This is a genomic window from Deltaproteobacteria bacterium (assembly GCA_016875395.1).
GTDB lineage: Bacteria > Myxococcota_A > UBA9160 > UBA9160 > UBA6930 > VGRF01.
In genome coordinates, this window is the sequence record VGRF01000008.1 from 25,844 (window position 1) to 49,039 (window position 23,196).

Here is a 23,196-nt window from a genome sequence, read left to right on the forward strand (position 1 = left end):
CAACAGCGCGCGCCTAACGAGCTTCCGCCTCCGCCACGAGCCGCTGCAGCGTGGCGATCGCCGCGGGTGCAGATGCGGCGATGCGCTGGGCAGCGTCCAGCATCGCCGCGTCGGGAGCTGCGGGCGGTAGCCCGAACAGGTTGAGCCGCGAACGCAGGAGCCACGCCGAAAGCCCGGCGTCTTGCGACCAGCGCGAGTCGTTGAGCGCGTTCGCGAGAGTCACGCGGAGGTAGTCCATGTCCGTGTTTGGGTGCGGCACCACGGTGCACAGCTCGTTCTTGAGCGCCTCGTCCGAGTAAGCCGCCTCGACGTGCGCGATGAAGGCTGCGCTGAACACCTGCTGGCATGCGCGCACGGTCTGCAGCGTGATGCGATCCCCCGCGAAGACCGGCGCGACCGGGCGCTTCTCGAGCGCGTCCGCGGAGCAGTCGACGTAGAGCGCGTCCGGCCTTGCAGGCGCCGTTCCGTTCGCGAGCACGATCTCGTTTGCGTCGATGCGCTTCACGCGCCCGAGCCGAATCACGCGGCGAATTCGGCGCAGCTGCTCCGCCTCCGCCGCGGTCACCGTCGCGCAGCGGTACATCGTGGGCTTCACGCGCTCGTCGAGGCGCAGCAGCACGCCGGTCGCGTTCGAGCGCGCGAACACGTCGTCGATCGAAGCGGCGCCCGCGATCGCCTCCATCTGCTTCGCGCCGAACTGCATGCTGCGGCCGAAGAACTCGGCGGGCTGGATGCTCGCGCGATCGAGAATCCAGGAGTCGCGCGGCACGATCCACGCGATCTCGTCCGCGTCGACGCCATTCGCGAGCAGCCACAGGCACGCGTCCATGCCCGTCTTGCCCGCGCCCACCACGACGTAGCCGCCCGCGGGCCGCTCGCAGCGCGGCAGCTCGTTCAGCGGGACGCGGCGCACGCCGGCCGCGACAGCGTACTCCGGCGCGCGCACCGACGGCACTTTGACGCGCATGTACGTCGCATCGACGACATTCTTCGCGCGCACGCGGTGCGTGCGGCCCGATGGAATCGAGCGGAAGCGCCCGTCGCCGAGCCACTCGCAGCGCGGGAAGTACTGCACGCGGCCCGAGGGCAAGAACTGGCGCTGCATCACGTGATCGAAGTAGGCGAGCACCTCGGCGCCAGAAGCCAGCTCGTAGAGACCAGCGTTCCAACCGACGCGATCCTTGACGTCGCCGCCAAGCGCCTTCGAGTTCACGCCGTAGAACGCGGACGGCTGGTGCAAGCGCACGTACGGGTAGGCGTCGTTCCAGTGGCCGCCCGGGCGATGATGCTTGTCGATCATCACGACGGTCGCGCCCGTCTCTGTCAGCAGCGTGTCGACGAACGCCATCCCCATCGCGCCGGCGCCGACTACCGCGTAGTCCGCGCTCACGGTCTCGCTGCTCATCGCCGCTCCCCCTAGAGCCCCTGCACGAGCGCCGCCTGCGCTCGGAGCTTCGCCGGCGTCCCTAACAGCTGGCGCGCCAGCGAGACGCGCTTGAACCAGAGCTGCAGGTCGTAGGCGTCGGTGAAGCCGATGCCGCCGTGCACCTGCGTCGCGGTGCGCACCACGTCCATCGCGATGTCGGCGAGATGCGCCTTCGCGTGCAGCGAGAGCAGCGGCGCTTCGGCGGGAATCTCGTGCGCGGCGTGCGCGGCGTACCACACGAGCGAGCGCGCGGGCTCGATTGCAGCGGCCATCTCGGCGCACAGGTGCTTCACGGCCTGGAACTGCGCGATCACGCGGTCGAATTGCTTGCGCTGCTTGGCGTAGTCGACCGACATCGCGAGCGCGCGGTCGCAAGCGCCGAGCATGTCCGCGGCGAGCGCGACGCGTGCGGCGATCAGCGCAGACGCGATCGCCGCGCGCGCCGCCTCTCCGCGCGCGAGCACCTCCGCGGGCGTGCCGTCGAAGCGCAGCTCCGCGAGCCGCCGCGTGCGGTCGACGGTCGGCATCGCTTCGACAGTCAGCCCCGGGGCGTTCTTTGCGACGAGCGCGAGCGCGTCGCCCGCAGCCACGATGTACGCGTCCGCGCCCACGCCGTCGATCGCGAACAGCGCGAGACCGCGCAGCTTCCCGTCCGCGAGCGAAGCGCCGGCGTCGTCGCGACGCTCGACTTGCTCCGCGATCGCGACGCCGATGCGCGCCTTGCCCGCTGCGAGCTTGGGGAGCCACTCGGTGCGCTGCGCTTCGCTGCCCGCAGCGATCAGGTGGGGCGCGAGGATCGCGCTGCCGAGGAACGGCACCGGCGTCGCGGCATGGCCGAGCGCGGTCGCGATCACCGCGGCGTCGAGCAGCGTCAGCCCTGCGCCGCCGTGCTCCTCGGCGATCAGACAGCCCGCGACGCCGAGCTCCGCGAGCTCGCTCCACAGCTTGGCGTCGTGCGCATCCGGGGTTTCGAGCAGCTCGCGCACGCGCGTCGTCGGCACGCGCTCGGCGAGAAAGCGGCGCAGCGATTCTTCGAGGAGCTTCTGTTCGTCGGACAGACCGAAGTCCATTGGAGCTACCCCTGCGCCTTCAGCTCGCGCGGCATGCCGAGGCCGCGCTCGGCGATGATGTTCTTCTGCACCTGCGCAGTGCCGCCGCCGATGATCAAGCCGAGCTGGAACATGTACGTGAACTGCCAGCGCCCGCCGTCGCGCACGCGCTTGCTGCCGCGGTAGAGCGCGCCGGCTTCACCGGCGGCGTCGATCGCGAGGCCCGCGAGGTCGTGGTTCAGCTGGCAACCGTTGAGCTTCGTCACGAGCCCAGCGATGCCCGGCGGCTCGCCCTTCACGCGCGAAGTGAGCAGGCGCATCGCGTGGCACTTCATCGCGATCGACTTCGCCTGCAGCGCCATCAGCTCGTCGCGCACGAGCGGATCCTCGATCGCGCGGCCTCCGTCGACGCGCTCTTCCTTCAGCGTGGCGACGAGCGCCTGATAGAGCGAATCGCTCGTGGCGGCGCTTCCGAGCATGTCGCGCTCGTGGCGCAGCGTCGTGTTCGCGATCTTCCAGCCTTCGCCGCGCTTGCCGATGATGTTCGCGACCGGAACGCGCACGTCCGTGAAGAACACCTCGTTGAACTCGGCCGCGCCGGTCATCGTCTTCAGCGGCCGCACGTCGATGCCGGGCGTCGACATCGGCACCACGACGTAGCTGATGCCCGCGTGCTTCGGCGCGTCGGGCTCGGTGCGCACCAGCGCGAACATCATGTCCGCGTGCTGTGCGGTGCTGGTCCAGATCTTCTGGCCGTTGATCGTGATCGTGTCGCCCTCGATGCGGCCCGCGGTTGTCAGGCTCGCGAGATCGCTGCCGGCGCCCGGCTCGCTGTAACCCTGGCACCAGACCCACTCGCCGCGAATCGTCGGCGGCGCGTACTTCTGCTTCTGCTCCTCCGTGCCGTGCTCGAGCAGCGTCGGCACGAACATGTCGGGGCCCTGCCCTCCCACGCCCGAGGACACGCGCGCCCGCCCGAACTCCTCGGCGAGGATCGTCGCGATCAGCGGGTCGGGAGCGAAGCCGCCGCCGCCGTACTGCTTCGGGATCGTGCGCGCCGCGTAGCCGTGCTCGATCAGCAGCTTCTGCCACGCGACGATCTTCGCGTCCTTCAGCGTCGTCACTTCGCCGCCGCGCATGGCCGGCGCCTTGTCGCGGTTCGCTTCGAGGAATGCCCGCAGGTCGCGCCGGAACTGCTCGTACTCGGGGCCGTAGCTGAGGTCCATCGCCGCCTCCCGGAAAGACGCGTTGGTAGCGCGGTTCGCCATTGCGAATCCGCGCGCCCCGGATGCAACCTCGCGGGCTCAGAACGGAGCACGCATGCAAGTCGGACTCGTGACGGGCAAGCGCCAGATCACGCTGCGCGAAATGCCGGAGCCGGAGCCGAGCCCCGGCAAGGCGGTCGTCGAGGTCGCGTTCTGCGGCATCTGCGGCACGGACCTGCACGCCTGGGCGAGCGGCGATCCGTACAACCCTGCGATCTGCGGGCACGAGTGGGCGGGGGTCGTGTCGAAGCGCGGCAGCGGCGTGCCCCACGTGAAGGAAGGCGACCGCGTGACGGTCGGCGTCGCGACGCCGTGCGGGCAATGCCCCGAGTGCCGCACGGGCCGCACCACGTACTGCTCCACGGTCTTCATGGGGATGATCGGCGTCGGCCCGATGGCGGCGCCGCACGGCGGCTTTGCGCGCGCGATCGCGATCGATGCCTCGCGGCTGATTCCGGTGCGTGCCGGCCTGACCGACGAGCAGGCCGCGATGATCGAGCCGCTGACGGTCGCGGTGCACGCGGTGCGCCGCACCACGCTGCGGCTCGGCGACGCGTGCGTCGTCATCGGCGCGGGGCCGATCGGGCTGCTCACGCAGCAGTGCGTGCGCGCCGCGGGCGCGGGCGCCGTCGTCGTGGTCGAGCCGCATCCGGTGCGGCGCGCGAAGGCAAAGGCGCTCGGCGCGACGGCGGTGATCGACCCCAAGAGCGAGAACGTGCTCGAGCGCGTGAAGGCGGTGCTCGGGCCGTTCGGCGCGGACGTGGTGTTCGAGTGCGCCGGGATTCCGCAGACGATCGATCAAGCCGCGACGCTCGCGCGGCGCGGCGGCCTCGTCTCGCTCGTCGGCCTCGCGAACGTGCCGGCGCAGATCACGCCCGGCACGTGGCTGATGAACGAGATCCGCATGTCGACGTCGATCGGCTACCTGGGCGAGGAGTTCGATCTCGCGATGGGGCTCGTGCAGGACGGGCGCATCCAGTTGGAGCCGCTGCACACTAAGACGGTCGGGCTCGAGAAGATGAACGACGCGTTCACGGTGCTGAACGACGATCCCGCCGAGATCAAGATCCTGGTGAACCCCAGATGAGCGAGCTGGCGTTCCGCTCCGCGACGGAGTTGTTTCGGGCGCTCGCGCGCCGCGAGCTTTCGAGCGTGGAGCTGCTCGAGCTCTACCTGGACCGCGTGGCGAAGCTGAACCCGCGGACCAATGCGGTGGTGTACCTGGCTGCCGCGAGCGCCCGCGAACGCGCGCGCGCGGCCGACGTAGCGCGTGCGCGGGGCGAGAGCTGGGGTGCGCTGCACGGCCTGCCCATCACGATCAAGGACTCGTTCGAAGTCGCGGGCATGCCGTGCACGTCGGGCGCGCCCGAGCTCGCGAAGCACGTGCCGGCGAAGCACGCCGACTCGGTGCAGCGCCTGGTCGATGCCGGCGCGATCGTGTTCGGGAAGACGAACCTGCCGCTCTACGCTGGCGACTTTCAGTCGTACAACGCGGTCTACGGCACGACGAACAACCCGTGGGACGTGACGCGCGGGCCGGGCGGCTCCTCGGGCGGCTCGGCCGCCGCGCTCGCCGCGGGCCTGACGAGCTTCGAGCTCGGCTCCGACATCGGCGGCTCGATCCGCAACCCCGCGCACTTCTGCGGCGTGTACGGGCTCAAGACCACGCACGGCATCGTGCCGATGCGCGGCCACATCCCGGGCCCACCGGGCGCGCTCGCCCACGGCGACCTCGGCGTGGGCGGACCGATGGGGCGCAGCGCGGCGGACCTCGCGCTCGGCCTCGACGTGCTCGCGGGCCCCGCGCCCGACGACGCGACCGCGTGGCGGCTGCAGCTGCCCCCGCCGCGCGCGAATCGGCTCGCAGATCTTCGCGTCGGCGTGTGGCTCGAAGATCCGCTCGGCCCCGTCGATGCGGAAGTCGGCGACGTACTCTCGAACGCGGTCGACGCGCTCGCCAAGACGGGCGCGCGCATCGACGCGAAGATGCGCCCGGTCGATGCGAGCGAGCAACACCGCACCTACGCGCAGTTGCTGAACGCCGTCATGGGCGCCGGCTCGCCGCCCGACGTGATCGCGCGCGCCGAAGCCGTCGCGCCGACGCTTCCGCCGAGCGAAGACAGCTTCGGCGTGAACGCGCTGCGCGGCCTCGCACTGCGCCATCGCGAGTGGCTCGGCGTGAACGAGCGTCGCACGCGGCTGCGCGCGCAGTGGGCGAGCTACTTCCGCGATGTCGACGTGATGCTGTGCCCGATCATGCCGACGGCGGCATTCGCGCACGATCACCGCGAGATGAACGAGCGCACCCTCACGATCAATGGCAAGGCAGAGCCCTACTTCCAGCTGTTCTGGGCGGGGCTCGCGGTGAACGCGTACCTGCCAGGCGCTGTCGCGCCCGCGGGCCGCACGCGCGGCGGCCTCCCCGTCGGCGTGCAGATCGTCGGACCCTACCTCGAAGACCGCACGCCGGTCGCAGTCGCCTCGCTGCTCGCCGACGTGCTCGGCGGCTTCACGCCCCCGCCAGGCTGGTGAGGCCCCGGTCATTTTGGCCCGGCCAAAACGACCGGTCACTTCGGCCGGGCCAAAATGACCGGCCACAACAGGAGAACCCTCGATGCCCCGCGCCTTCCGCTTCGCCGTGCAGTCCTTCAGCGCCACCTCCGGCAAGGAGTGGCGCGAGCGCGCGCGGCGCGCCGAGGCGCTCGGCTACTCCGCGCTGCACCTCGCCGACCATGTCGTCACGGGCGAGGCGATGGTGAAGAGCAATCACCCGCACCAGGAGCTCGCTGCGGTGCCGGCGATGATGAGCGCCGCGGAGGCGACCACCACGCTGAAGGTCGGCTGCCGCGTGTTCTGCATCGACTACCAGCACCCCGTCGTGCTCGCGAAGCAGGCCGCCACGATCGACTTGTTGTCGGACGGGCGCCTCGAGCTGGGACTTGGCGCGGGCTGGGTGACGGCCGAGTACGCGGCGATGGGCATCCGCATGGACTCGCCGGGCACCCGCATCGCGCGCCTCGAAGAGACGATCGGCGCGTTCCGGCAGATGTTCTCCGGCGCGCCGGTCTCGGTCGCGGGCAAGCACCTCCAGCTCTCGGGCTTCGCCGGCGCACCGAAGCGCGCGTTCCCGCCGCTAATGATCGGCGGCGGCGCGAAGCGCGTGCTCTCGCTCGCGGGCCGCGAGGCGAACATCGTCAGCTTCAACTTCAACAACCGCGCGGGCATGATCGGCCCCGACGGCGTCGGCAGCTCCACCGCGGACGCCACCGCCGAGAAGGTCGCGTGGGTGAAGCAGGCCGCGGGCGCGCGCTTCGACCAGATCGAGCTCGAGATCGGCGCCTACTTCACGTTCGTGCAGCCCGGCGCCGACGCGATCGCCGCGGGCATGGGCCAGGCGATGGGGCTCAGCAAGGACGAGATGATGCGCCACCCGCACGGCCTGTTCGGCAGCGTCGACTTCGTAGTGGACGAGCTGCAGCGCCGCCGTACGCAGTACGGCATCAGCTACGTGACGGTGGGCGACGCCGCGATGGAAGCGTTCGCGCCCGTCGTCGCGCGGCTCGCCGGCAAGTAATTCCGTAACAACTCAGGAGAAACCATGCCGAAGCAAATCATCATCGCGGGAACGATCGACCTCGCCGACCCCAGCAAGCGCGACGAGGCGATGACGATCGCCGCGCCGCTCCAGCAGAAGACGCGCACCGAGGAGCCCGGCTGCCTCGCCTACGTCTTCGCGCCCGACCCGTGCGTGGCCGGCCGGCTGTGCGTGTACGAGCTGTGGGAGGACGAGGCGAGCCTCGCCGCGCACTTCCAGCACGCGAACTACTTCAACATGCGCACGGCGCTCGGCCAGATCGGCCTCGCCGGCGCGGACAACAAGAAGTACCGCATCGATCTGAGCGAGCCGGTCTACGACCCCACCTTCACGCCGCGCGCGGACTTCTTCACGGAGAAGAAGCCGGCGAAGAAGAAGGTGGTGAAGGCGAAGGCCAAGGCGAAGAAGCCTGCGAAGAAAAAGGCGGCGAAGAAGAAGTAGACGCGCTCAGTCTTGGGGCGGGAGCACTTCGGGGCCGCAGCGCTCGGAGACGAGCTCGCCGTCGCGGCGAATCTCTTCGCATGGGAACGGTTTCTTTCTCGATCCGCCCCGAGACCAAATGCGCACGAGATCCTCTCCCCGGTCCGACGTCTCGGTGAGGCGCAGCTGTTCGCCAGCAAGCTCGTATACCCGTCTCTTTGCAAACTCCCCGCCTCGCGTGATGCAGTCGAGCAACAGCCTGCCTTCGTAAGCCCGCCGAGCGAGCGTGCTGTCGGAGTCACATGCGAGTCGCGGCAGAACGAAGCCAGGCGGCGTGTGCGGCGGGTCGAGCACGCGGCCATCCATCAGCTGAACGCGGCGCACGAGGGCGCGCCGCTTCTCGAAGGCGTCGTCGTCGATCAGCACCTCGAGCGCGAGGTAGCGCTGCGAGAAGTCGAGCGCGGCGAGCCCCCACGTCGCTCCGGCGAGCCGCTCCGCGATTGAAACGATCTCCCCCGCAGCGATCTCGCGAATCACGGCGCCTGCGGAGTTGCGGACCGTCACCGCGTCGAACGAGCGGCCCGCCGTCACAACGTACGCTCCATCGTTCGCGACGATGCCCGCGTGCTGGAAGGGCGCCGATTGCACGCGCCACAGAACCTCCCGTCGAGGACGAACGCGCTCCAGGCGATACGACGCCCGGTACTCCGCTTCCCCGCTGTTGCGCTCGACGGGCTCCACAACGAGCTCATACGAGCCGTTTGGGCTCGCCTGCGTCCACGACCAAACTAGGGCTGGGCAGGCGGTCGATGATGCTCGCCGAACTGGAGAGCGAGCCCGATCGAAACTGGGAGCGCGAGCGTTCGGTGCGCCATGACCCAAGCCTCCCTCGACTCGGATCATCCGCCTGCCGCGCCGCGCGCAGAAGCGCGCCTTCACGCTGGCTTCATCCCTACGCGAGCGCCGCGCCCCTAATACATCACGTACACGAACGGCGAGAGCTCCTCGCCCTGCTCCACCATGTCGGCGGCGCACTCGCGCGCGAGGCGCGCGAGCTCGGGCGCGAGTGCCGCGAGCTCCGCGTCGCCGCGTTCCTGCCAGAGCGCGCGCAGCTGCGCCTCGAGCGTGTCTCGGGTGAGCCCGCTCGCGCGCGTGAAGTCGAGGGGCGCCATGTGCGAGCGGCGCGCGGGCTCGTAGTAGGTGGCGGCGGCCGCGTCGGGGCCCGCGGGCAGGCGCTGTTCGCGACGCGCGCGCGTCCGCTCCGCGAGCGGCACCACGCGCTGGCGGAAGAAGGCGCGGAGCTTCGCGTCGAGCTTGTCTTCGCCGCGCTTGCGGTCAGTCATTGCCGTACTCCGCCTTCCAGTCGCCCTCGTCTTCGAACGCGGGCTGCTCGGCCTTCCACAACAAGCAGTCGCCGAGCGCGAGCAGATCCATCTCGGTGCGCATGAAGCACGTGTAGGCGTCCTTCGGCGTGCACACGATCGGCTCGCCGCGCACGTTGAACGAGGTGTTCACCACGACCGAGACGCCGGCGATCTCCTTCAGCGCGGCGAGCACGTCGTGGAACTCCGGCAGCGTCTCGGCGTCGACGGTCTGGATGCGCGCGCTGTAGTCGACGTGCGTGATCGCGGGCAAATCGGAGCGCGGCGCGTTCACGATCGCGAGCATGTCCTCGGCTTCGCTGAGCGCGGCGGGCATCGGGATGCACCGCTCGCTGCGCACCGGCGCGATGATCAGCATGTACGGGCTGTCGGCATCGAGGTCGAAGTACTTCGCCACGTCCTCGCGCAGCACCGCCGGCGCGAACGGCCGGAACGACTCGCGGTACTTGATCTTGAGGTTCACCTTGCTCTGCGCGTCGGGACTGCGCGCGTCGGCGAGGATCGAGCGCGCGCCGAGCGAGCGCGGTCCGAACTCCATGCGGCCCGCGAAGTGCCCCACGACCTTGCCGTCCGCGATCGCCTGCGCGACGCGGCGCGCGCGCTCGGCCGGATCGGTGACGCGCACGTACGGGTAGTCGTGGCGCTCGAGGAACGCGACGACCTGCTCCGGCGGAAACTCGGGGCCGAGGTAGCTGCCGCGCTGGCCGTCGCGCCCATCGGCGCGCGCAGCACGCTTCTCGCCGTAATGACCGTGCGCCACGAGCAGCGCGGCGCCGAGCGCGCCTCCGGCGTCCCCCGCCGCGGGCTGAATCCACACCTCGTCGAAGATGCGCTCGCGCAGCAGCGCGCCGTTCGCGACGCAGTTCAGCGCGACGCCGCCTGCGAGCACGACGTTGCGAGAGCCGCTCTCGCGCCGCGCGTAGCGCGCGATCTTGAGCACGATCTCGGTCGTCACCGCCTGGATCGACGCCGCGAGGTCCATCTCGCGCCGCGTGATGCGGCTCTCGGCCTCGCGCGCGGGGCCGCCGAACAGCTCCGCGAAGCGCTCGCCCACCATCACGGGGCGATCGAGGTACGCGAAGTACGACATGTCGAGCCGGTACGAGCCGTCGTCGCGAACGTCGATCAAGTGCTTGCGGATCAAGTCGGCGTACTTGGGCGTGCCGTACGGCGCGAGGCCCATCAGCTTGTACTCACCCGAGTTCACCTTGAAGCCGCAGTAATAAGTGAACGCGCTGTAGAGCAGGCCGAGCGAGTGCGGGTAGTTGATCTCGCGCGTGAGCTCGATGCGCGAGCCGGCGCCGTGCCCGACGGACGTGGTGGACCACTCGCCCACGCCGTCGAGCGTGAGAATCGCGGCGTCGTCCAACGGCGAGGGAAAGAACGCCGACGCCGCGTGCGCCATGTGGTGGTCCGTGAAGAGCAGCTTCCCCTCGCGGCCGAGCGTGCCGAGCGCGCGCTTCACGTGCTCCTCGACGAACAGCTTCGCGCCGAGCACCGAGCGCGCGGCCTTCACGAACAAGTCCTCGGCGCTCGCGCCCGCGACCATGCAGCTCTGCAGCACGCGGTCCCAGCTGAGCAGGGGATTGTCATAGAACACGACCGCGTCGATCTCGTCGGGATCGATGAACGCTTCCTCGAGGCAGTAATCGATCGCATTGCGCGGGAAGCGCGGGTCGTGGCGCTTGCGCGAGAAGCGCTCCTCCTGCGCCGCCGCCACGATCTCGCCGCCGCGCACGAGGGCGGCGGCGGAGTCGTGATAGAACGCGGAGATGCCGAGCACGGTCTTCATCGCCGCGCTCCCGGCTCGGTGAGCCGCTTCTCCACGAGCGGCGCGAGGATTTCGGCGAGCGCGCGATGGCCCGCGTTGGTCAGGTGGCCGTCGTTCGGGAAGTAGAGCGAGCGGTCTCCGCGGCAGCGCTCGCTCAGCTGCGGGAGCGGATCCCAGTAGTCCGCGCCGCCCGCAGCCGCCGCTTCGCTGAGCCGCGCGCTCACGGCGCTCGCACTGGAGATGCCGTAGGCGTACTGATGCAGCGGGATCGGCACGATCGCCGCGCGCGAAGCGCACTGCTTCGCCCACGCGACGAGCACCGCGCGCATCGTGCGCCACGCCGCGCCGTTCGCGTCGTCGTACTCCGCAAGCGGCTGATACCGCGTCACGCGCTGCAGCGATTCCTTGAGGCCACTCTCGACGACGACGCGCTCGAACAGCGGATGCGCGCGCGCAGCGCTGAACGCGCGCTTCAGCTTCGGGAAACGCGCAACCGCCGCGATCTGCGCGCGCTCCCCGGGAGCGAGCTGCGCTTCACTCAGCGGGCGCTTCGGAACGGGCACGCCGTGCAGCGCGGGCTGGCCGTTCGCATCGAGCTCGAACCACGGCTTCGCGTACAGCACGCGCCTCCCCGCGTCGTCCTGGAACCAGCGGTAGCGAGAGGCGACGCGGCGGATGTTCTCGACGAACACGCCGATCATCACGAAGTCGTGCTCGATGCCCGCGGCGAGCTCGCGCGCGATCAGCCAGTGCTGATCCGTGCCCGTCGCGGGCAGGCCGAAGTTGTAGACCTCGAGATCGGGCACGAGCCGCTCGAGCCAGTCGCTGGTGCGCTGCCCGTTCGAGACTCCCTCGCCGGCCGTGAACGAATCCCCGAACAAGAGCACGCGCCGCTTGCCCGGCGTGCGCTCGCGCTTGAACGCGGCGTCCGCGCGAAAGCCCTGCGCGTTCGTGCGCACGAGATACCCGCCGCCCTCGTGCGGCACGCGCGCCTTCAAGTTCGGCACGAAGCGGAACCCGATGACGGGGTCGTACTGGTAGAGCTGACGCAGCAACGGGGATGGGTCCTACCGAGGAAGACGTTGGAGGGTGCGTTTCAATCGACGCGCCGGCTCGAGCGCCTTCGCTCTTTTCAGCAGGAACGGGAGGTTCGTCTCCTGCTCGGCGCCTGCCGGTGTGTCTGCCCAGATTCGGTTCACCACGAACGGCGCGTCGGCCATCAGGTCGTTCGTGTCGTAGATCGTGTCGATGAACGGGTGGCGCGCGAGCAGGTCGCGAAGCGGCGCGCGCGGCAAGCGCAGCCCGTTGAACGTGATCGCGAACGGAACCTCGCGCTGTCCCGTGAGATCGCGCACGAACGCACAGGACTCGACGATCTCGCGCTCCACGGCGGCGCGATCGAGCAGGTCGAGCTCCGCGTGACGCGTCGTGTGCCCGCCGATCGTGAAGCCCTCGCCTGCGAGCTGCCGGATCTGCTCGCTCGTCATGTACGGGCGCTCGCGCAGCACCACGTCCTCGCGCACGCCGAGTGCTTCACACACCGCGTGCATGCGCGCCTCGTCGCGAATCGAGAGCGCGCGCAGCGCTGCGGCGAGCTCCTCGCGCGAGTCGAAGCGCGCACCGAGCGCGGAGCCCGCGCGCGCCGCGAGCGCCCCGAAGTCCGCCTCGCTCGCGCGCTCGAGCACGTCGAGGCACAGCGACACCGCGCTCTTGTGCATCAGCCGCGCGTTGTCGACGAGATCGCGCACGACGAAGAACGTGCACGGCACGCCGTGCTTCAGCAGCAGCGGCCGCGCCACGTCGAAGCACTCCGCGAGCCCGTCGTCGAACGAGACCTGCGCCGCGTTCGCGGGCAGCGCACGCTCGCCGCGCAGGTGCCGCGCCACGTCAGCGTGCGCGACGAGCGTGAAGCGCGACTTCAGCCACACGAGGTCGCGCTCGAACTGCGCCGCGCTCTTGTAGCCGTAAAGGTGCCGCGCGTGCGCGAGAGGGCGGTCGCTCACCGTGTGGTAGAAGAACGAGTGCAGCCCATTGGGAACGCGCGCGGGCGCCTCGGGCAGCGCGGCGAGGACGCGCTGCAGCAGAGAAGACGACGGCTGCGGCATGACGCGGGTGGGTGGCCTCGGAGACGCGTGGCGTGGCGGCAGAAACCCCGCAACGCGCACGCAACTCTCGAGTCAGCGCCCCTGGAACCTCGGCTCTCTCTTCTCCAGCAGCGCCTTCGTGCCTTCGCGGAAGTCCTCGGTCTCCATCGTGCGCGACTGCACGTGGCCCTCGTAGCGCGCGGCGGTCTTCGGGTCCCACGCGAGGCCCTGATAGATCGAGCGCTTGGTCCAGCGCACCGCTAGCGGCGCGGCGCTCGCGATCTCGCGGGCGAGCTCGCGCGATTTTGTGAGGACCTGTTCGGGCGCGACCGCGTAGTGCGCGAGGCCGCGGCGCGCGGCTTCGGCGCCATCGACGAGGCGGCCGGTCAGTAGCAACTCGATCGCGTTCGGGACGCCCATCAGGCGCGGCAGGATGTAGGTGTTCGCCATGCCGGGGTGCAGGCCGAGCCGCACGAAGTTCGCGCCGTACTTCGCGTCGGTGGCCGCCACGCGCAGGTCGCACACGATCGCGAGGCCGAGGCCGCCGCCGATCGCGTGTCCGTTCATCGCGGCGATCGTCGGCACTTCGAGGTCGAGCAGCGAAAGAAACGGGGCGTAGGTGTTGTACGAGCGCTCGTGCGGCGCGACGAAGGCGCTCGCGTCCTCGCCGCCGCCCGGTGCCGCGCCGCCGCGCGAGCGGAAGTCGGCGCCGGCGCAGAAGCTCTTGCCGCGCCCCGTCACGATCACGCAGCGCACCCCCGCGTCGGCCTTCGCGCGCGCGACCGCGTCGGCGAGGCCGGCGAGCACGTCGGGCGTCATCGAGTTGCGGTTCTCGGGGCGGTTCAGCGTGATCTCGGCGACCGCGTCGCTCACTTCGTACAGCACCGCCGGTTCGATCGTCGTCACGTCACGCGCCTCGCTCGTTGGGGAGATTCACGAGCTGCCGCGCCATCACGATGCGCTGGATCTGGCCCGTGCCCTCCACGATGTCCATCGCCTTCACGTCGCGGAACAGCTTCTCGATCAGGTGATCGCCGCGGCCGCCGACCGCCCCTAACAGCTCCATGCCGAGGCTCGCCGCCTCGTAGGCGACCGCCGGCGCGAGCGCCTTGCACATCGAGGCCTCGAGCTGATTCGGGCGCTCGTGATCCGCGAGCCACACCGCCTTGAGGCAGAGCAGGCGCGCCATGCGCAGCTTGCGCGTGATGCGCTCCAGGCGATCGCGCACGCGCACGTCGTGCAGGCGGTCGTGCTCGCGCGCGAACGCGAGCGCTTCGTCCAGCGCGGCGCGGCCGATGCCGATCGCATTGGCGGCAATCGAGGGTCGGATCGCGTTGAAGGTCTTCATCGCGCCCTTGAAGCCCGCGCGCGCGGCGTACTGCGCCTCGCCCCCCAACAAGTTCTCCGCGGGCACGCGGCAGTCCTGCATCGTGAATGAAGTCGACTCGTAGCCCTTGATGCCCATCTTCTTTTCGATCTTGAAGTTGCCGAGCCCCGGCGTGCCCTTCTCGAGCACGAACGCACGATGGCCCGCGCGGCCCTGCGAAGCGTCGACGGTGGCCCACACCAGGATCCAGTCCGCGCGGCTCGCGTTGCCGCTGAACGACTTCTCGCCGTTCAGTATCCAGTGCGCGCCGTCGCGCACGCAGGTCGACTGGATCGCGGCGACGTCCGAGCCCGCACCCGGCTCCGTCATCGCGAAGGCGCCCCAGCGCGGCTTCTCGGGCTCGACGAAGGGTCCGAGGAAGCGGCGCTTCTGATCCTCGGTGCCCATCGAGAGGATGGTGGGCTCGCTCATCCCCGGCCCCGGCGTCGCCGTCGCCACCCCGCGATCCCAGTACGCCTGCTCCTCCGCGACGTGAATCATCGCCCGCGCATTGCCGGGCCCGCTGCGCTTCTCCGCGGGCGCCTGCTTCGCGGCGACTTCGGGCGGCAGCCAGCGCGTTCGGCCGAGGCCCGCCTTCAGTAACAACTTGAAGTAGTCGTGGTCCGGCGGAACCGGGCGTCCGAGCCGGTCGGCTTCGATGCCGAGCGGCCGAATGTGCGTCGCGCCGAGCTGGCGCACGCGCGCGAGGCGTTCCGCTGCTTCCTTGTCGATCGTGAAGTCCATCAGCGCTCCCCCGAGCTCAGCTGCAGCGGCGGCTCGCTGGCACAGACGTGGTCGCCCGCTTCCTGCCGCGCGACATCGAACCCGCCCAACAAGAGTCCGAGCGCGCGCGCTTCGCGCATGTACTTCTCCTGCGGGTAGTCCTGCATGAAGCCGTGGCCTCCGAGGATCTGGATCCCGTTCGGGCCTACGAAGGTGGAGGCTTCGATCGCCTCGGCGAACGCCGCCGCCGCGAGCGACTCGGCAGGCATCCCCTGATCGAGGTGCCATGCGGCTTCCAGTAACAACTCGCGCGCGCCATCGACGGCCGTGCGCATGTCGGCGATCAGGAACGCGAGCGCCTGGTGGTGCGCGATGGGGCGCCCGAAGGCGACGCGCTGCATCGCGTACTCGCGCGAGGCCTCGGCCGCCTGCCGCAGCACGCCCACGAGCAGCGAGGCGGCGTAGATGCGCGCGTGCGCGAGCGCCTCGCCCACCGCCTCGCCATCGAGCCAGCGCGCGACGATGGGCGCGTCGACGTGCAGCTCACTCGCCCCGGCCGCACGCAACCCGGCGCCGCGCAGCGGCTTCGCGGTGATTCCTTCGCGCGCGACGACGATCTCGTCCTCGCTCATGTAGACGAGCAAATCCGCTCGCTCGGCGGGCACCCACGGCGCGAAGCCGCGCAGACGATCCCCGCGCGCTTCGAGCCGTGCGTCGTGGGCCGTAACGAGCAGGGAGCGGGCGCCGGGGCGCGCGAGCAGCGGAAGGGCGTGCTCGCGCAGCGCGTCCTCGCCGCCAGCTTCGAGCAGGGGATAGAGCGCGGCGCCGAGGGGATCGAGCGCGAGCGCGGCGCCGGGGTCCGCGGCGCCGAGCTCCTCGTTCACGAGCGCGCGTGCGACGGCGCCGAGCTCCGCGCCATCGAGCGCGACGGGCAACTCCAGCGTCGCGAGCCCGAGCTCCGCGTAACGCGCGGCCACCTCCGCCGATATGCGACGCGCGCCTTCGGCCTCGCGCACGTGCGGCGCCAGCTGCGCGCGCGCGAAATCGCGCGTGGTCGCGACGATCAGCTCCAGCTCTTCGGGAATGCTCCAGTCGAACATGCGGTGCTCCGTGGTCGGCACGGTACATCGAGCGGAGGCTCGATCGGGCGCGATGCTCGGCGGATGCAGCGGGCGGCTATCGCCGCCGCTGATCCGCTTCTCGTCGCGAGGAGTTGGGTGCGCTCGTTCGGTCGCGGGTGCGCCATGCTGTCTCGCGCCCGGAGGTGCCGCGGCGATGCAGCCGGACGTGTTCACGCCCGAGTTCCACGAGGATCCGTATCCCACCTACGCGTGGCTGCGCGAGCACGCGCCGGCCTACCGCGAGCCCCGTTACGGGAACGTCGTGGTGACGCGCTTCGCGGACGCGCTGGACGTGCTGCGCGATCACGCGACGTTCAGCAACGCGCGCAGCCAGAACGTCGCGGGGCCGATGCCGCCCTCGCCGACCGTCGCGACGACCGACCCACCGCTTCACGATCAGCTGCGCGCGCTGGTGAGCCGCGCGTTCACGCCGCGGCGCGTGGCGGAGCTCGAGCCGCGCATTCGCGCGCTCGTGCGCGAGCTGCTGGACGCATTGCCGGGCCGCGCGTTCGACGCGGTGCCGCGCATCGCGGTGCCGGTGCCGGTGACGGTGATCGCCGAGATGTTAGGGGTGGAGCCCGAGCGCGGCGCCGACTTCCGGCGCTGGTCGGACGCGCTCGTCGGCCTGATGGAGAAGCCGCCGTCGCCGACGCTGATCGCCGCCGCGCTCGAGATGATCTCGTACTTCCGCGACGAGGTGATCCCGCGCCGCCGCGCCGAGCCGCGCGACGACCTGATCAGCGCGCTGCTCGCGGCCGAGATCGAGGGGCGAAAGCTCACGCAGCAGGAGATCGAGTCGTTCTGCTTGTTGTTACTGGTCGCGGGCAACGAGACGACGACGAACCTGATCGGCAACCAGCTGCGCGTGCTCTCGCAGCGGCCCGCGCTCTGGAAGCAGCTGCGCGACGACCCGAGCCTCGTGCCGCGAGCGCTCGAGGAGACGCTGCGCTGGGACAGCCCCGTGCAGAACCTCGCGCGCGACTGCACCCGCGAGATCGAGCTTCACGGCGTGCGCCTCGCACCGGGCGACCGCGTGATCGTCTCGTTCGCCGCAGCGAACCGCGACGAGCGCGAGTTCGAGGCCGCCGACGAGTACCGCCTCGGCCGCGACAATGCGCGCCACCTCGCGTTCGGTTTCGGCCTGCACTTCTGCCTCGGCGCGGGCCTCGCGCGCCTCGAAGCGCGCTGCGTGCTGGAGGGAATGCTCGCGCGCTTCCGCGAGCTCGGACCGGGCGATGCGCCCGCACGCCGCACGCACAGCACCGTGATCCGCGGCTTCGAGTCGCTGCCGCTGGTGGGCGCGTAGCGGCACAGTTGATTTGAGCACTTCGAGGGGTCAGAGCTCGCACTCGGGGGCGCTCAGTCGCACGTCCCTTCGCCCGCGGCCCAAGCCAGCGCGCCTTCGAGCAGCGCGGTGTGCTCCTTCGTCGCGTAGGCGGCGGCGGTGTGCCCGAGCGCGGAGTAGAAGCTGCGCCCGCGGCCGATGCAATGTGACCACACGACGGGGTGGTCGCCCATCGCGATGCTGCTGAACAGCTCGCGCGGCGAGTAGCTGCTCTCGTCGAGCGTGGCGAGCACGCGCACTCGCCCGCGCGGGCTCGCGGCGAAGCTGTACCACTCGTCGTGCGCGGTGAAGCGCGCCGGCAACGTGCTCATCGCGGGATGCGCAGCGTCTTCCACGACGACGGTGGCGTCTTGCAGCTGCGGGAACACGGGGTGCCCGATGAAGCGCGCCCCGATCAGCGTGTCCTTGTACCAGTCCCAGTACTCGTACCGCGTACCCGCCGCCCCGTGTACGCCGACGAAGCCGCCGCCGCGCTCGACGAACTGCACGAACGCGGTCTTCTGCGCTAGGTCCCAGTTGTCGCCCGTGGTGTTGTTGCCGAGGACGACGTCGAAGTGCGCGAGCAACTCGTCCGAGAACACCGCGCCGTTCTCGGTCGCGAACACGCGCCAGCCGCGACGCGCGGCGATCTCGCGCACGGAACGCTCGCAAGCGGGAATCGCCTCTGCATGGCGGAAGCCGCTCGTCTTCGAGAAGAGCAGGATGCGCACGTCGCCGGGCGAGCGCGGCCCAAACAGCTCGGGGGCAAGCTGCGGCGCGACGGTGTCGTACACAGGCGGCACGCCACCGCGTGCAGCGCGGATGCTCGGCCAGATGCGCCACGCCGCGAAGGCAAGGAAGGCGAGCACGAGGAGCACCGCGAGTCCGAGTGCGCGCTTCACTTCGCCTCCAAAGCAGAACCGGCGGCGGAGTCGCCTCCGCCGCCGGCTGTCAGGGAGTCAACGCTGACTAGATGTCGAGCGTGATGTCGATGCCCCACGTGGCGCCTTCGCCGAACGCGGCGCCGGCAAAGCCGAGCGCGCCGAAGTCGATGCCCGAGAGCATGTAGTCCTCGTCCAAGATGTTCTTGCCGAACACCGAGGCGCGGATCTTCGCCCTGTCGTTGAGCGGGATCTCCGACACCGTGAAACGCACGTCGGTCAGCCAGTAGCTGCCATCGCGCAGCAGGTCGCGGAACGCGGTGACCACGGGCCGGTTGTTCGACCGCTCGTCGTCGAGCGGGCTCCAGATGCGCGAACCGGTGTAGTGCGCGTCGACGCGCGCAGTCAGCACGAATCCGACCGAGCCGATCGGGGCCGTTTCGTACATAGCGCCGAGCGAGGTGGTGATCTTCGGCTGGTAACCGAAGCCCGCCTCGTGCGCGAGGTCGACGGTCGCCCGCGTCACCGAGTCGATCACGGGGTACGAGTTGTACCGCGGACTGATCCAGCCGACGTTGCCCGAGAACGTGAGCCCGTCGATCGGGACGAGCTGGAACTCGGCCTCGACGCCCGGGATCTCCGCCTCGCCAGCGTTGATCGTGATCGACGTGGCTCCCCCCGGACCCGCCGCGAACACGTCGGTCTGCCGGTCTCGCGAGACGCTCCAGAAGCCCGTCAGGTTGAGCAGCGCGCGCCGATCGAACCACTCGGACTTGACGCCGAGCTCGACCGACTTCACGCGCTCCTCGTCGAACGGGGCGATCACCGGCAGAGCCGTGCGGAGGTTGTAACCGCCCGCTCGATAGCCCGACGCCGCTCGTAAGTAGACGGTGATGTCGTCGGTGGCCTCGAAGTTGAGCGAGGCCTCCCAGTCGATGCTGTCCCAGTCTTGCGCGCCGCTCGAGACGATCGGCGCCGAGCGGGCGAACGACTTCTCGTCCGCCGAGTAACGAATGCCTGCGGAGGCCGAGAGCCGGTCCTCGAGGAACGGGAGCGTGTAGTTCAAGTTCGCGAAGAGCGCCCAGGAGCGCGCGTCTCCGCGGTAGCGGAATGGGTTCGTGAGCGAGAGCGCCGGCAGGAAGGGGCTGAACGGGTAGAGGTAGCGCTGGAAGTTGTTCTCGTTGAAGTCTTCGGTGAAGTAGTAGAAACCCGCCACGTATTGCAGATCTTCGGTGATCAGGTCGCCGTCGAAGCGCGTCTCGACCGACCATTGATCTTGGTGGCGCTCGTTGGTCGCGTCGAAGAGGTTCGCTTTCGCGACCGGCCCGAGGCAGCCTTGGAACCGGCCACCCGGGCAGTACGCGCCAAAGTAAGGCGCCGGCGGCACGGGCGCGAGGACTGCACTGTTCACGAAAGCGGTCACGGTGCCGAGGGCGTTGCCGTCCAGCTCCGTGCCAACTTCGGTGTTCTCCCACTCGCGATGGCTGACGATGCCCGTGAAGTTCGTGAAGCCGAGATCCCAGCCTACGTTCAGGTTGTGGCCGCGGATCGTGTGCTCAGAAACCCCGTCGAAATCGCCGGACAGGTCGCTGAACGCCTTCGTTCCGGTGCGCCAGGGTCGCCGCCCCATCTTGAGTTTCCCGGTGTTCACGCCGCCGGCGCGGAGTGCGCCCTCGAGCGTGGGCGAGATCGCCACGAGCTGGAAGCCCGGGCCGTGGCCCTCCAGGTTCGAGTAGTCGAACGAGTAGTCGAGCGTGAGCGTCTCGGTCGGCTGGTATCGCAGCGCCACTCGGAACGCGTCGGTGTTCTTCGCGCCGTAGTCGTTGTTCCGCTCGGCGAGCGTGTTGTTGCGGTAGCCGTCCTTCTGCGAGTGGAAGTAGGCGAGCGTCGCCGCGAAGCCCTCGAACATCTCGCCCGTGTTAACGACCGTGCGCGACTCGACCTTGCTCCACGAGCCCGTGCCGAAGCGCTGCGAGAAGCTGAACTCCTCGGTCGGCTTGCGCGAGATGAAGCGCACCGCGCCGCCGGTCGAGTTGCGGCCGTAGAGGGTGCCTTGCGGGCCGCGCAGGACCTCCACGCGCTCGACATCGACGAGGTCCATGATCGCGCCCGTGACGCGCGCGATGTAGACGTCGTCCATGTAGATCGAAACCCCCTGCTCGCGCGTCAGCAGCGGCTCAGCGCCCGCCACGCCGCGGATCGAGAGGGCGAGATTCGCGACGGAGCCGGGCGTCTGCGTGAGGTAGAGGTTCGGCGCCATCGACGAGATGTCCTGCGTGTCGCCGATGCCGAGGCCCTCGAGCGATTCCGCGCTGAACGCCGACACCGCGATGGGCGCGTCCTGCAGGTTCTCGCTCAACTTGCGGGCGGTGATCTCGATTACCTCGATCCCACCGCGCGAATCGCCAGCAGCCTCCGCCGCGGGGGCCGCCTCCTGCGCGAACGCCGGAAGCGCCATCGCGCTCGCCAGCAATGCACATGTAAACGTCTTTCGCTGGAACATGGCGTCGAGTCTCCCAAAGTACCTGCGGCCGGTTGCGCAGACGCCCCAGCGCCTGCGTTCGATGCAGGTTCAACGGATTGGCCGCGGAGCCGCTGGCCCGATACATTTGCGCCCGATTGTTACCCGCGCGTTCCGGGGTTTCAAGACTGCTGTCTCGAAATGTTCCGGCCCGGCTAGGCCTTGGGTCGAGGCGGAATCAGGGCATCGCTCGCCGCGAGCAGCTCCACCCGCTTGCGCAGCACGTCCTTCATCTCAGGGTGGGTGAGGATCCAGAAGCGGTTCTCGCGGATCGCGCGCAGCACGAGGTCCGCCACCTCCGCGGGGTCCATGCCGGCCGCCAGCATCGGCCCCGCTGAGGCATAGAAGCGCCTCTCCGCCGCCGTTTCGGTGTGGACCTGCTTGTCCGCCGGGCGGTTGCGCTCGGATTGCGGGATGCGCGTGTTGATCGGGCCCGGACACAGCACCGAGACGCCGACCTTCGTGTTCACCAGCTCGCGCGCGAGGGTCTCCATGAGCGCGACGACCCCGAACTTCGAGACGTTGTACGGCGCGATCGCCAAGCCGGCGACGAGCCCGGCCGTCGAGGCCGTGCTGAGGATGTGCGCCTCGTCCTGCTTCAGCAGGATGGGGAGGAACGCGCGCACCCCGTAGATCGGCCCCCACAGGTTCACGCCCATCACCCAGTCCCAGTCTTGCTGCGAGAGTTCGTGCGTCGGCCCCGCGGTGACGACCCCGGCGTTGTTGCACACGACGTGCACGGCGCCGAAGCGCTCGACGGCCGCATCGGCGAGGGCGCAGACGCTCGCTTCCCGCGCGACGTCGCACACCCGCGCCAAGACCTGCGTTCCGCTCACAGCGAGCGCCTTCTCGACATCGGCGAGCGGCCCCGCCTCGACGTCCGCGATCACGACGCTCATGCCCTCCGCCGCGAACCGCCGCGCCATCGCGCGCCCGATTCCGCTCGCCGCGCCAGTCACGACCGCCACCCGTTCCCGAAAGCGTTCCATGGCGCCCTCCAGTCCTTCGGCCGCCAATCTATCCCGCGCGACCGGGGTTTTGACGCTCGCCCGGCCCGCTCGCGGCCGCAGCGCCGCAGGGTGCGAGGGCTTGTTGGGCGGTGCCCGAGCTGCGCTCCTCCTAACAGCCCTTCGGGTCGAGCGGCAGGCCGCGCGCTTCGCAGCGCATCGCGGCGGCGGCGAGCTCAGCCGCCCGCACGCGCAGCTCGCGCCACGCGGCGTCGCTTTCGTGGAACGGCGCGCGCTCGAAGCCCCACGTGTCGTGAATGCGCGCGATCGCATGCCAGCGCGCGAGGAACGCATTCGCTTCGCCGCTGCCGAACGCTTCGGCGAGCGCGGCGCGATGCTCTGCCGCGACTCGCGCGGGCGGCGGCTCCCAGCGCGGCGCACCGCGACGAGCCGGTCGTGCGTCTCGCCGCGCGGCGTCGTCCAGCCCTTGCGCGTCGTCTCCGCAAACACGAGGTCGCGCACTTCGCGCTTCTTGCCGCGCAGCACGAGCGCGAGCGAGACGCCCTGCTGGTTCTCCGCGAGCTCCGGCGCCGCAATCCCTAACAGCTCGAACAGCGTCGGCATCACGTCGACCTGCGAAGCGAGCGCCCGATAGCGCCCCGCGTGCGCAGCGCCGGGAACGCGCACGATCAGCGGGATGCGCAGCAGCGCGTCCTCGAGCTTCGCGTCGTAGCCGGTCGACGCGTGGCCGACCCAGCCGTGCTCGAGCAGCTCCTCGCCGTGGTCCGCCGAGATCACGACGAGCGCGCGCTCGAGCACGCCTCGCTCGCGCAGCTGCGCCAGCCACGCCCCGACTCGCGCGTCGGCGCTCGCGACGCACTCGTCGTAGAGCGCGCGCAGCGGCTCGCGGTCGGCGTCGCTCGCCGCGACTGGCCCGCGTGGCGGTATGGGATCTGTGCGCTCGCGTCGCGCAACACGATCGAGAACTGGCTCACCGCGCGCAGGAGCGGCGACTCGAGCGCCATCCCGCGCGTGAACTTCCCTGACAGCTCGGGCGCGGGCTTGTACGGCAGGTGCGTCTCGCGCGTGTGCAGCCACGCGAAGAACGGCTTGTCGCCGCGTGCGAACTCGTCGAGGAGCTGCTCCGTCGGCTTGCCGTCCTGGCCGCGCGTGAAGCCGAGGTCTGAGTACGTCGCGCCGCGCACGGCGTAACCCACGACGTCGTAGCCGCGCGCGGCGAGCACGCGCAGCGGCGACGGAATCCGCGCGTCGTAGAAGCTGAACTGCGTGGTCTGCGCGTGCACCGGCGGCGCCTGGCCGG

The 23,196-nt window shown here is 70.2% G+C and carries 19 protein-coding genes; 5 read left to right on the top strand and 14 right to left on the bottom strand.

Annotated features, from left to right (window positions below; translation table 11 throughout):
* Positions 1 to 13 precede the first annotated feature (13 nt).
* The 3 genes from FJ091_08405 to FJ091_08415 are packed head-to-tail and all read right to left on the bottom strand — an operon-like array spanning position 14 to position 3,701.
* Positions 14 to 1,405, bottom strand: coding sequence for an NAD(P)-binding protein (locus FJ091_08405; GenBank protein ID MBM4383376.1), 1,392 nt, complete (start codon positions 1,403 to 1,405; stop codon positions 14 to 16).
* 11 nt (positions 1,406 to 1,416) lie between these two features.
* Positions 1,417 to 2,496, bottom strand: a complete 1,080-nt coding sequence (locus tag FJ091_08410; protein MBM4383377.1) for an acyl-CoA/acyl-ACP dehydrogenase — start codon at positions 2,494 to 2,496, stop codon at positions 1,417 to 1,419.
* Between the two features lie 5 nt (positions 2,497 to 2,501).
* A complete protein-coding gene (locus FJ091_08415; protein ID MBM4383378.1) occupies positions 2,502 to 3,701 on the bottom strand; it encodes an acyl-CoA dehydrogenase family protein in 1,200 nt (399 codons plus the stop codon).
* 94 nt (positions 3,702 to 3,795) lie between these two features.
* Here FJ091_08415 and FJ091_08420 point away from each other — a divergent pair, with 94 nt between their 5' ends.
* The 4 genes from FJ091_08420 (at position 3,796) to FJ091_08435 (ending at position 7,776) form a co-directional block, all read left to right on the top strand.
* Positions 3,796 to 4,827, top strand: a complete 1,032-nt coding sequence (locus FJ091_08420) for a zinc-binding dehydrogenase (protein ID MBM4383379.1) — start codon at positions 3,796 to 3,798, stop codon at positions 4,825 to 4,827.
* A complete protein-coding gene (locus FJ091_08425) occupies positions 4,824 to 6,272 on the top strand; it encodes an amidase (GenBank protein ID MBM4383380.1) in 1,449 nt (482 codons plus the stop codon). Before FJ091_08420 ends, FJ091_08425 begins: the two co-directional genes overlap by 4 nt.
* Before the next feature lie 82 nt (positions 6,273 to 6,354).
* Positions 6,355 to 7,314, top strand: a complete 960-nt coding sequence (locus FJ091_08430) for a TIGR03621 family F420-dependent LLM class oxidoreductase (protein ID MBM4383381.1) — start codon at positions 6,355 to 6,357, stop codon at positions 7,312 to 7,314.
* Between the two features lie 24 nt (positions 7,315 to 7,338).
* Positions 7,339 to 7,776, top strand: coding sequence for an antibiotic biosynthesis monooxygenase (locus FJ091_08435; GenBank protein MBM4383382.1), 438 nt, complete (start codon positions 7,339 to 7,341; stop codon positions 7,774 to 7,776).
* 6 nt (positions 7,777 to 7,782) lie between these two features.
* On the opposite strand, the gene FJ091_08440 is transcribed toward FJ091_08435, so the two are convergent.
* The 8 genes from FJ091_08440 to FJ091_08475 all read right to left on the bottom strand — a co-directional run bounded on the left by FJ091_08440 (position 7,783) and on the right by FJ091_08475 (position 16,181).
* Entirely contained in the window at positions 7,783 to 8,403 is a 621-nt protein-coding gene (locus FJ091_08440; GenBank protein MBM4383383.1) for a hypothetical protein, read from the bottom strand.
* 323 nt (positions 8,404 to 8,726) lie between these two features.
* Positions 8,727 to 9,098, bottom strand: coding sequence for a hypothetical protein (locus tag FJ091_08445; GenBank protein ID MBM4383384.1), 372 nt, complete (start codon positions 9,096 to 9,098; stop codon positions 8,727 to 8,729).
* A complete protein-coding gene (locus FJ091_08450) occupies positions 9,091 to 10,929 on the bottom strand; it encodes a carbamoyltransferase (GenBank protein ID MBM4383385.1) in 1,839 nt (612 codons plus the stop codon). Before FJ091_08450 ends, FJ091_08445 begins: the two co-directional genes overlap by 8 nt.
* Complete coding sequence (locus FJ091_08455; protein ID MBM4383386.1) at positions 10,926 to 11,963, bottom strand: SGNH/GDSL hydrolase family protein; 1,038 nt, start codon at positions 11,961 to 11,963, stop codon at positions 10,926 to 10,928. Before FJ091_08455 ends, FJ091_08450 begins: the two co-directional genes overlap by 4 nt.
* Positions 11,964 to 11,975: 12 nt before the next feature.
* On the bottom strand, positions 11,976 to 13,013 hold the full coding sequence (locus FJ091_08460) for a polysaccharide deacetylase family protein (GenBank protein MBM4383387.1): 1,038 nt from the start codon (positions 13,011 to 13,013) through the stop codon (positions 11,976 to 11,978).
* Between the two features lie 72 nt (positions 13,014 to 13,085).
* Positions 13,086 to 13,898 carry an enoyl-CoA hydratase/isomerase family protein gene (locus FJ091_08465; GenBank protein ID MBM4383388.1) on the bottom strand — a complete coding sequence of 271 codons (813 nt, stop codon included), beginning with the start codon at positions 13,896 to 13,898 and terminating at the stop codon, positions 13,086 to 13,088.
* A gap of 1 nt (position 13,899) precedes the next feature.
* Complete coding sequence (locus FJ091_08470) at positions 13,900 to 15,102, bottom strand: acyl-CoA dehydrogenase family protein (protein MBM4383389.1); 1,203 nt, start codon at positions 15,100 to 15,102, stop codon at positions 13,900 to 13,902.
* Complete coding sequence (locus tag FJ091_08475; GenBank protein MBM4383390.1) at positions 15,102 to 16,181, bottom strand: acyl-CoA dehydrogenase family protein; 1,080 nt, start codon at positions 16,179 to 16,181, stop codon at positions 15,102 to 15,104. The genes FJ091_08470 and FJ091_08475 overlap by 1 nt, the downstream gene beginning before the upstream one ends.
* A 175-nt stretch (positions 16,182 to 16,356) precedes the next feature.
* Here FJ091_08475 and FJ091_08480 point away from each other — a divergent pair, with 175 nt between their 5' ends.
* Positions 16,357 to 17,508 carry a cytochrome P450 gene (locus FJ091_08480; protein MBM4383391.1) on the top strand — a complete coding sequence of 384 codons (1,152 nt, stop codon included), beginning with the start codon at positions 16,357 to 16,359 and terminating at the stop codon, positions 17,506 to 17,508.
* Between the two features lie 53 nt (positions 17,509 to 17,561).
* Here the strand turns inward: FJ091_08480 and FJ091_08485 are convergent, their stop codons facing one another.
* From FJ091_08485 to FJ091_08495, 3 genes are all read right to left on the bottom strand, one after another.
* Complete coding sequence (locus FJ091_08485) at positions 17,562 to 18,428, bottom strand: ThuA domain-containing protein (GenBank protein ID MBM4383392.1); 867 nt, start codon at positions 18,426 to 18,428, stop codon at positions 17,562 to 17,564.
* Between the two features lie 67 nt (positions 18,429 to 18,495).
* Positions 18,496 to 20,910, bottom strand: a complete 2,415-nt coding sequence (locus tag FJ091_08490; GenBank protein ID MBM4383393.1) for a TonB-dependent receptor plug domain-containing protein — start codon at positions 20,908 to 20,910, stop codon at positions 18,496 to 18,498.
* Positions 20,911 to 21,083: 173 nt separating this feature from the next.
* Positions 21,084 to 22,973 carry an SDR family NAD(P)-dependent oxidoreductase gene (locus FJ091_08495; protein MBM4383394.1) on the bottom strand — a complete coding sequence of 630 codons (1,890 nt, stop codon included), beginning with the start codon at positions 22,971 to 22,973 and terminating at the stop codon, positions 21,084 to 21,086.
* Positions 22,974 to 23,196: the final 223 nt, after the last annotated feature.

Excerpts from the sequence above, each read along its gene's own strand:
- FJ091_08405 (MBM4383376.1), bottom strand. The coding sequence starts at position 1,405 with ATGAGCAGCGAGACCGTGAGCGCGGACTACGCGGTAGTCGGCGCCGGC.
- FJ091_08410 (MBM4383377.1), bottom strand. The coding sequence starts at position 2,496 with ATGGACTTCGGTCTGTCCGACGAACAGAAGCTCCTCGAAGAATCGCTG.
- FJ091_08415 (MBM4383378.1), bottom strand. The coding sequence starts at position 3,701 with ATGGACCTCAGCTACGGCCCCGAGTACGAGCAGTTCCGGCGCGACCTG.
- FJ091_08420 (MBM4383379.1), top strand. The coding sequence starts at position 3,796 with ATGCAAGTCGGACTCGTGACGGGCAAGCGCCAGATCACGCTGCGCGAA.
- FJ091_08425 (MBM4383380.1), top strand. The coding sequence starts at position 4,824 with ATGAGCGAGCTGGCGTTCCGCTCCGCGACGGAGTTGTTTCGGGCGCTC.
- FJ091_08430 (MBM4383381.1), top strand. The coding sequence starts at position 6,355 with ATGCCCCGCGCCTTCCGCTTCGCCGTGCAGTCCTTCAGCGCCACCTCC.
- FJ091_08435 (MBM4383382.1), top strand. The coding sequence starts at position 7,339 with ATGCCGAAGCAAATCATCATCGCGGGAACGATCGACCTCGCCGACCCC.
- FJ091_08445 (MBM4383384.1), bottom strand. The coding sequence starts at position 9,098 with ATGACTGACCGCAAGCGCGGCGAAGACAAGCTCGACGCGAAGCTCCGC.
- FJ091_08450 (MBM4383385.1), bottom strand. The coding sequence starts at position 10,929 with ATGAAGACCGTGCTCGGCATCTCCGCGTTCTATCACGACTCCGCCGCC.
- FJ091_08460 (MBM4383387.1), bottom strand. The coding sequence starts at position 13,013 with ATGCCGCAGCCGTCGTCTTCTCTGCTGCAGCGCGTCCTCGCCGCGCTG.
- FJ091_08470 (MBM4383389.1), bottom strand. The coding sequence starts at position 15,102 with ATGGACTTCACGATCGACAAGGAAGCAGCGGAACGCCTCGCGCGCGTG.
- FJ091_08475 (MBM4383390.1), bottom strand. The coding sequence starts at position 16,181 with ATGTTCGACTGGAGCATTCCCGAAGAGCTGGAGCTGATCGTCGCGACC.
- FJ091_08480 (MBM4383391.1), top strand. The coding sequence starts at position 16,357 with ATGCAGCCGGACGTGTTCACGCCCGAGTTCCACGAGGATCCGTATCCC.
- FJ091_08490 (MBM4383393.1), bottom strand. The coding sequence starts at position 20,910 with ATGTTCCAGCGAAAGACGTTTACATGTGCATTGCTGGCGAGCGCGATG.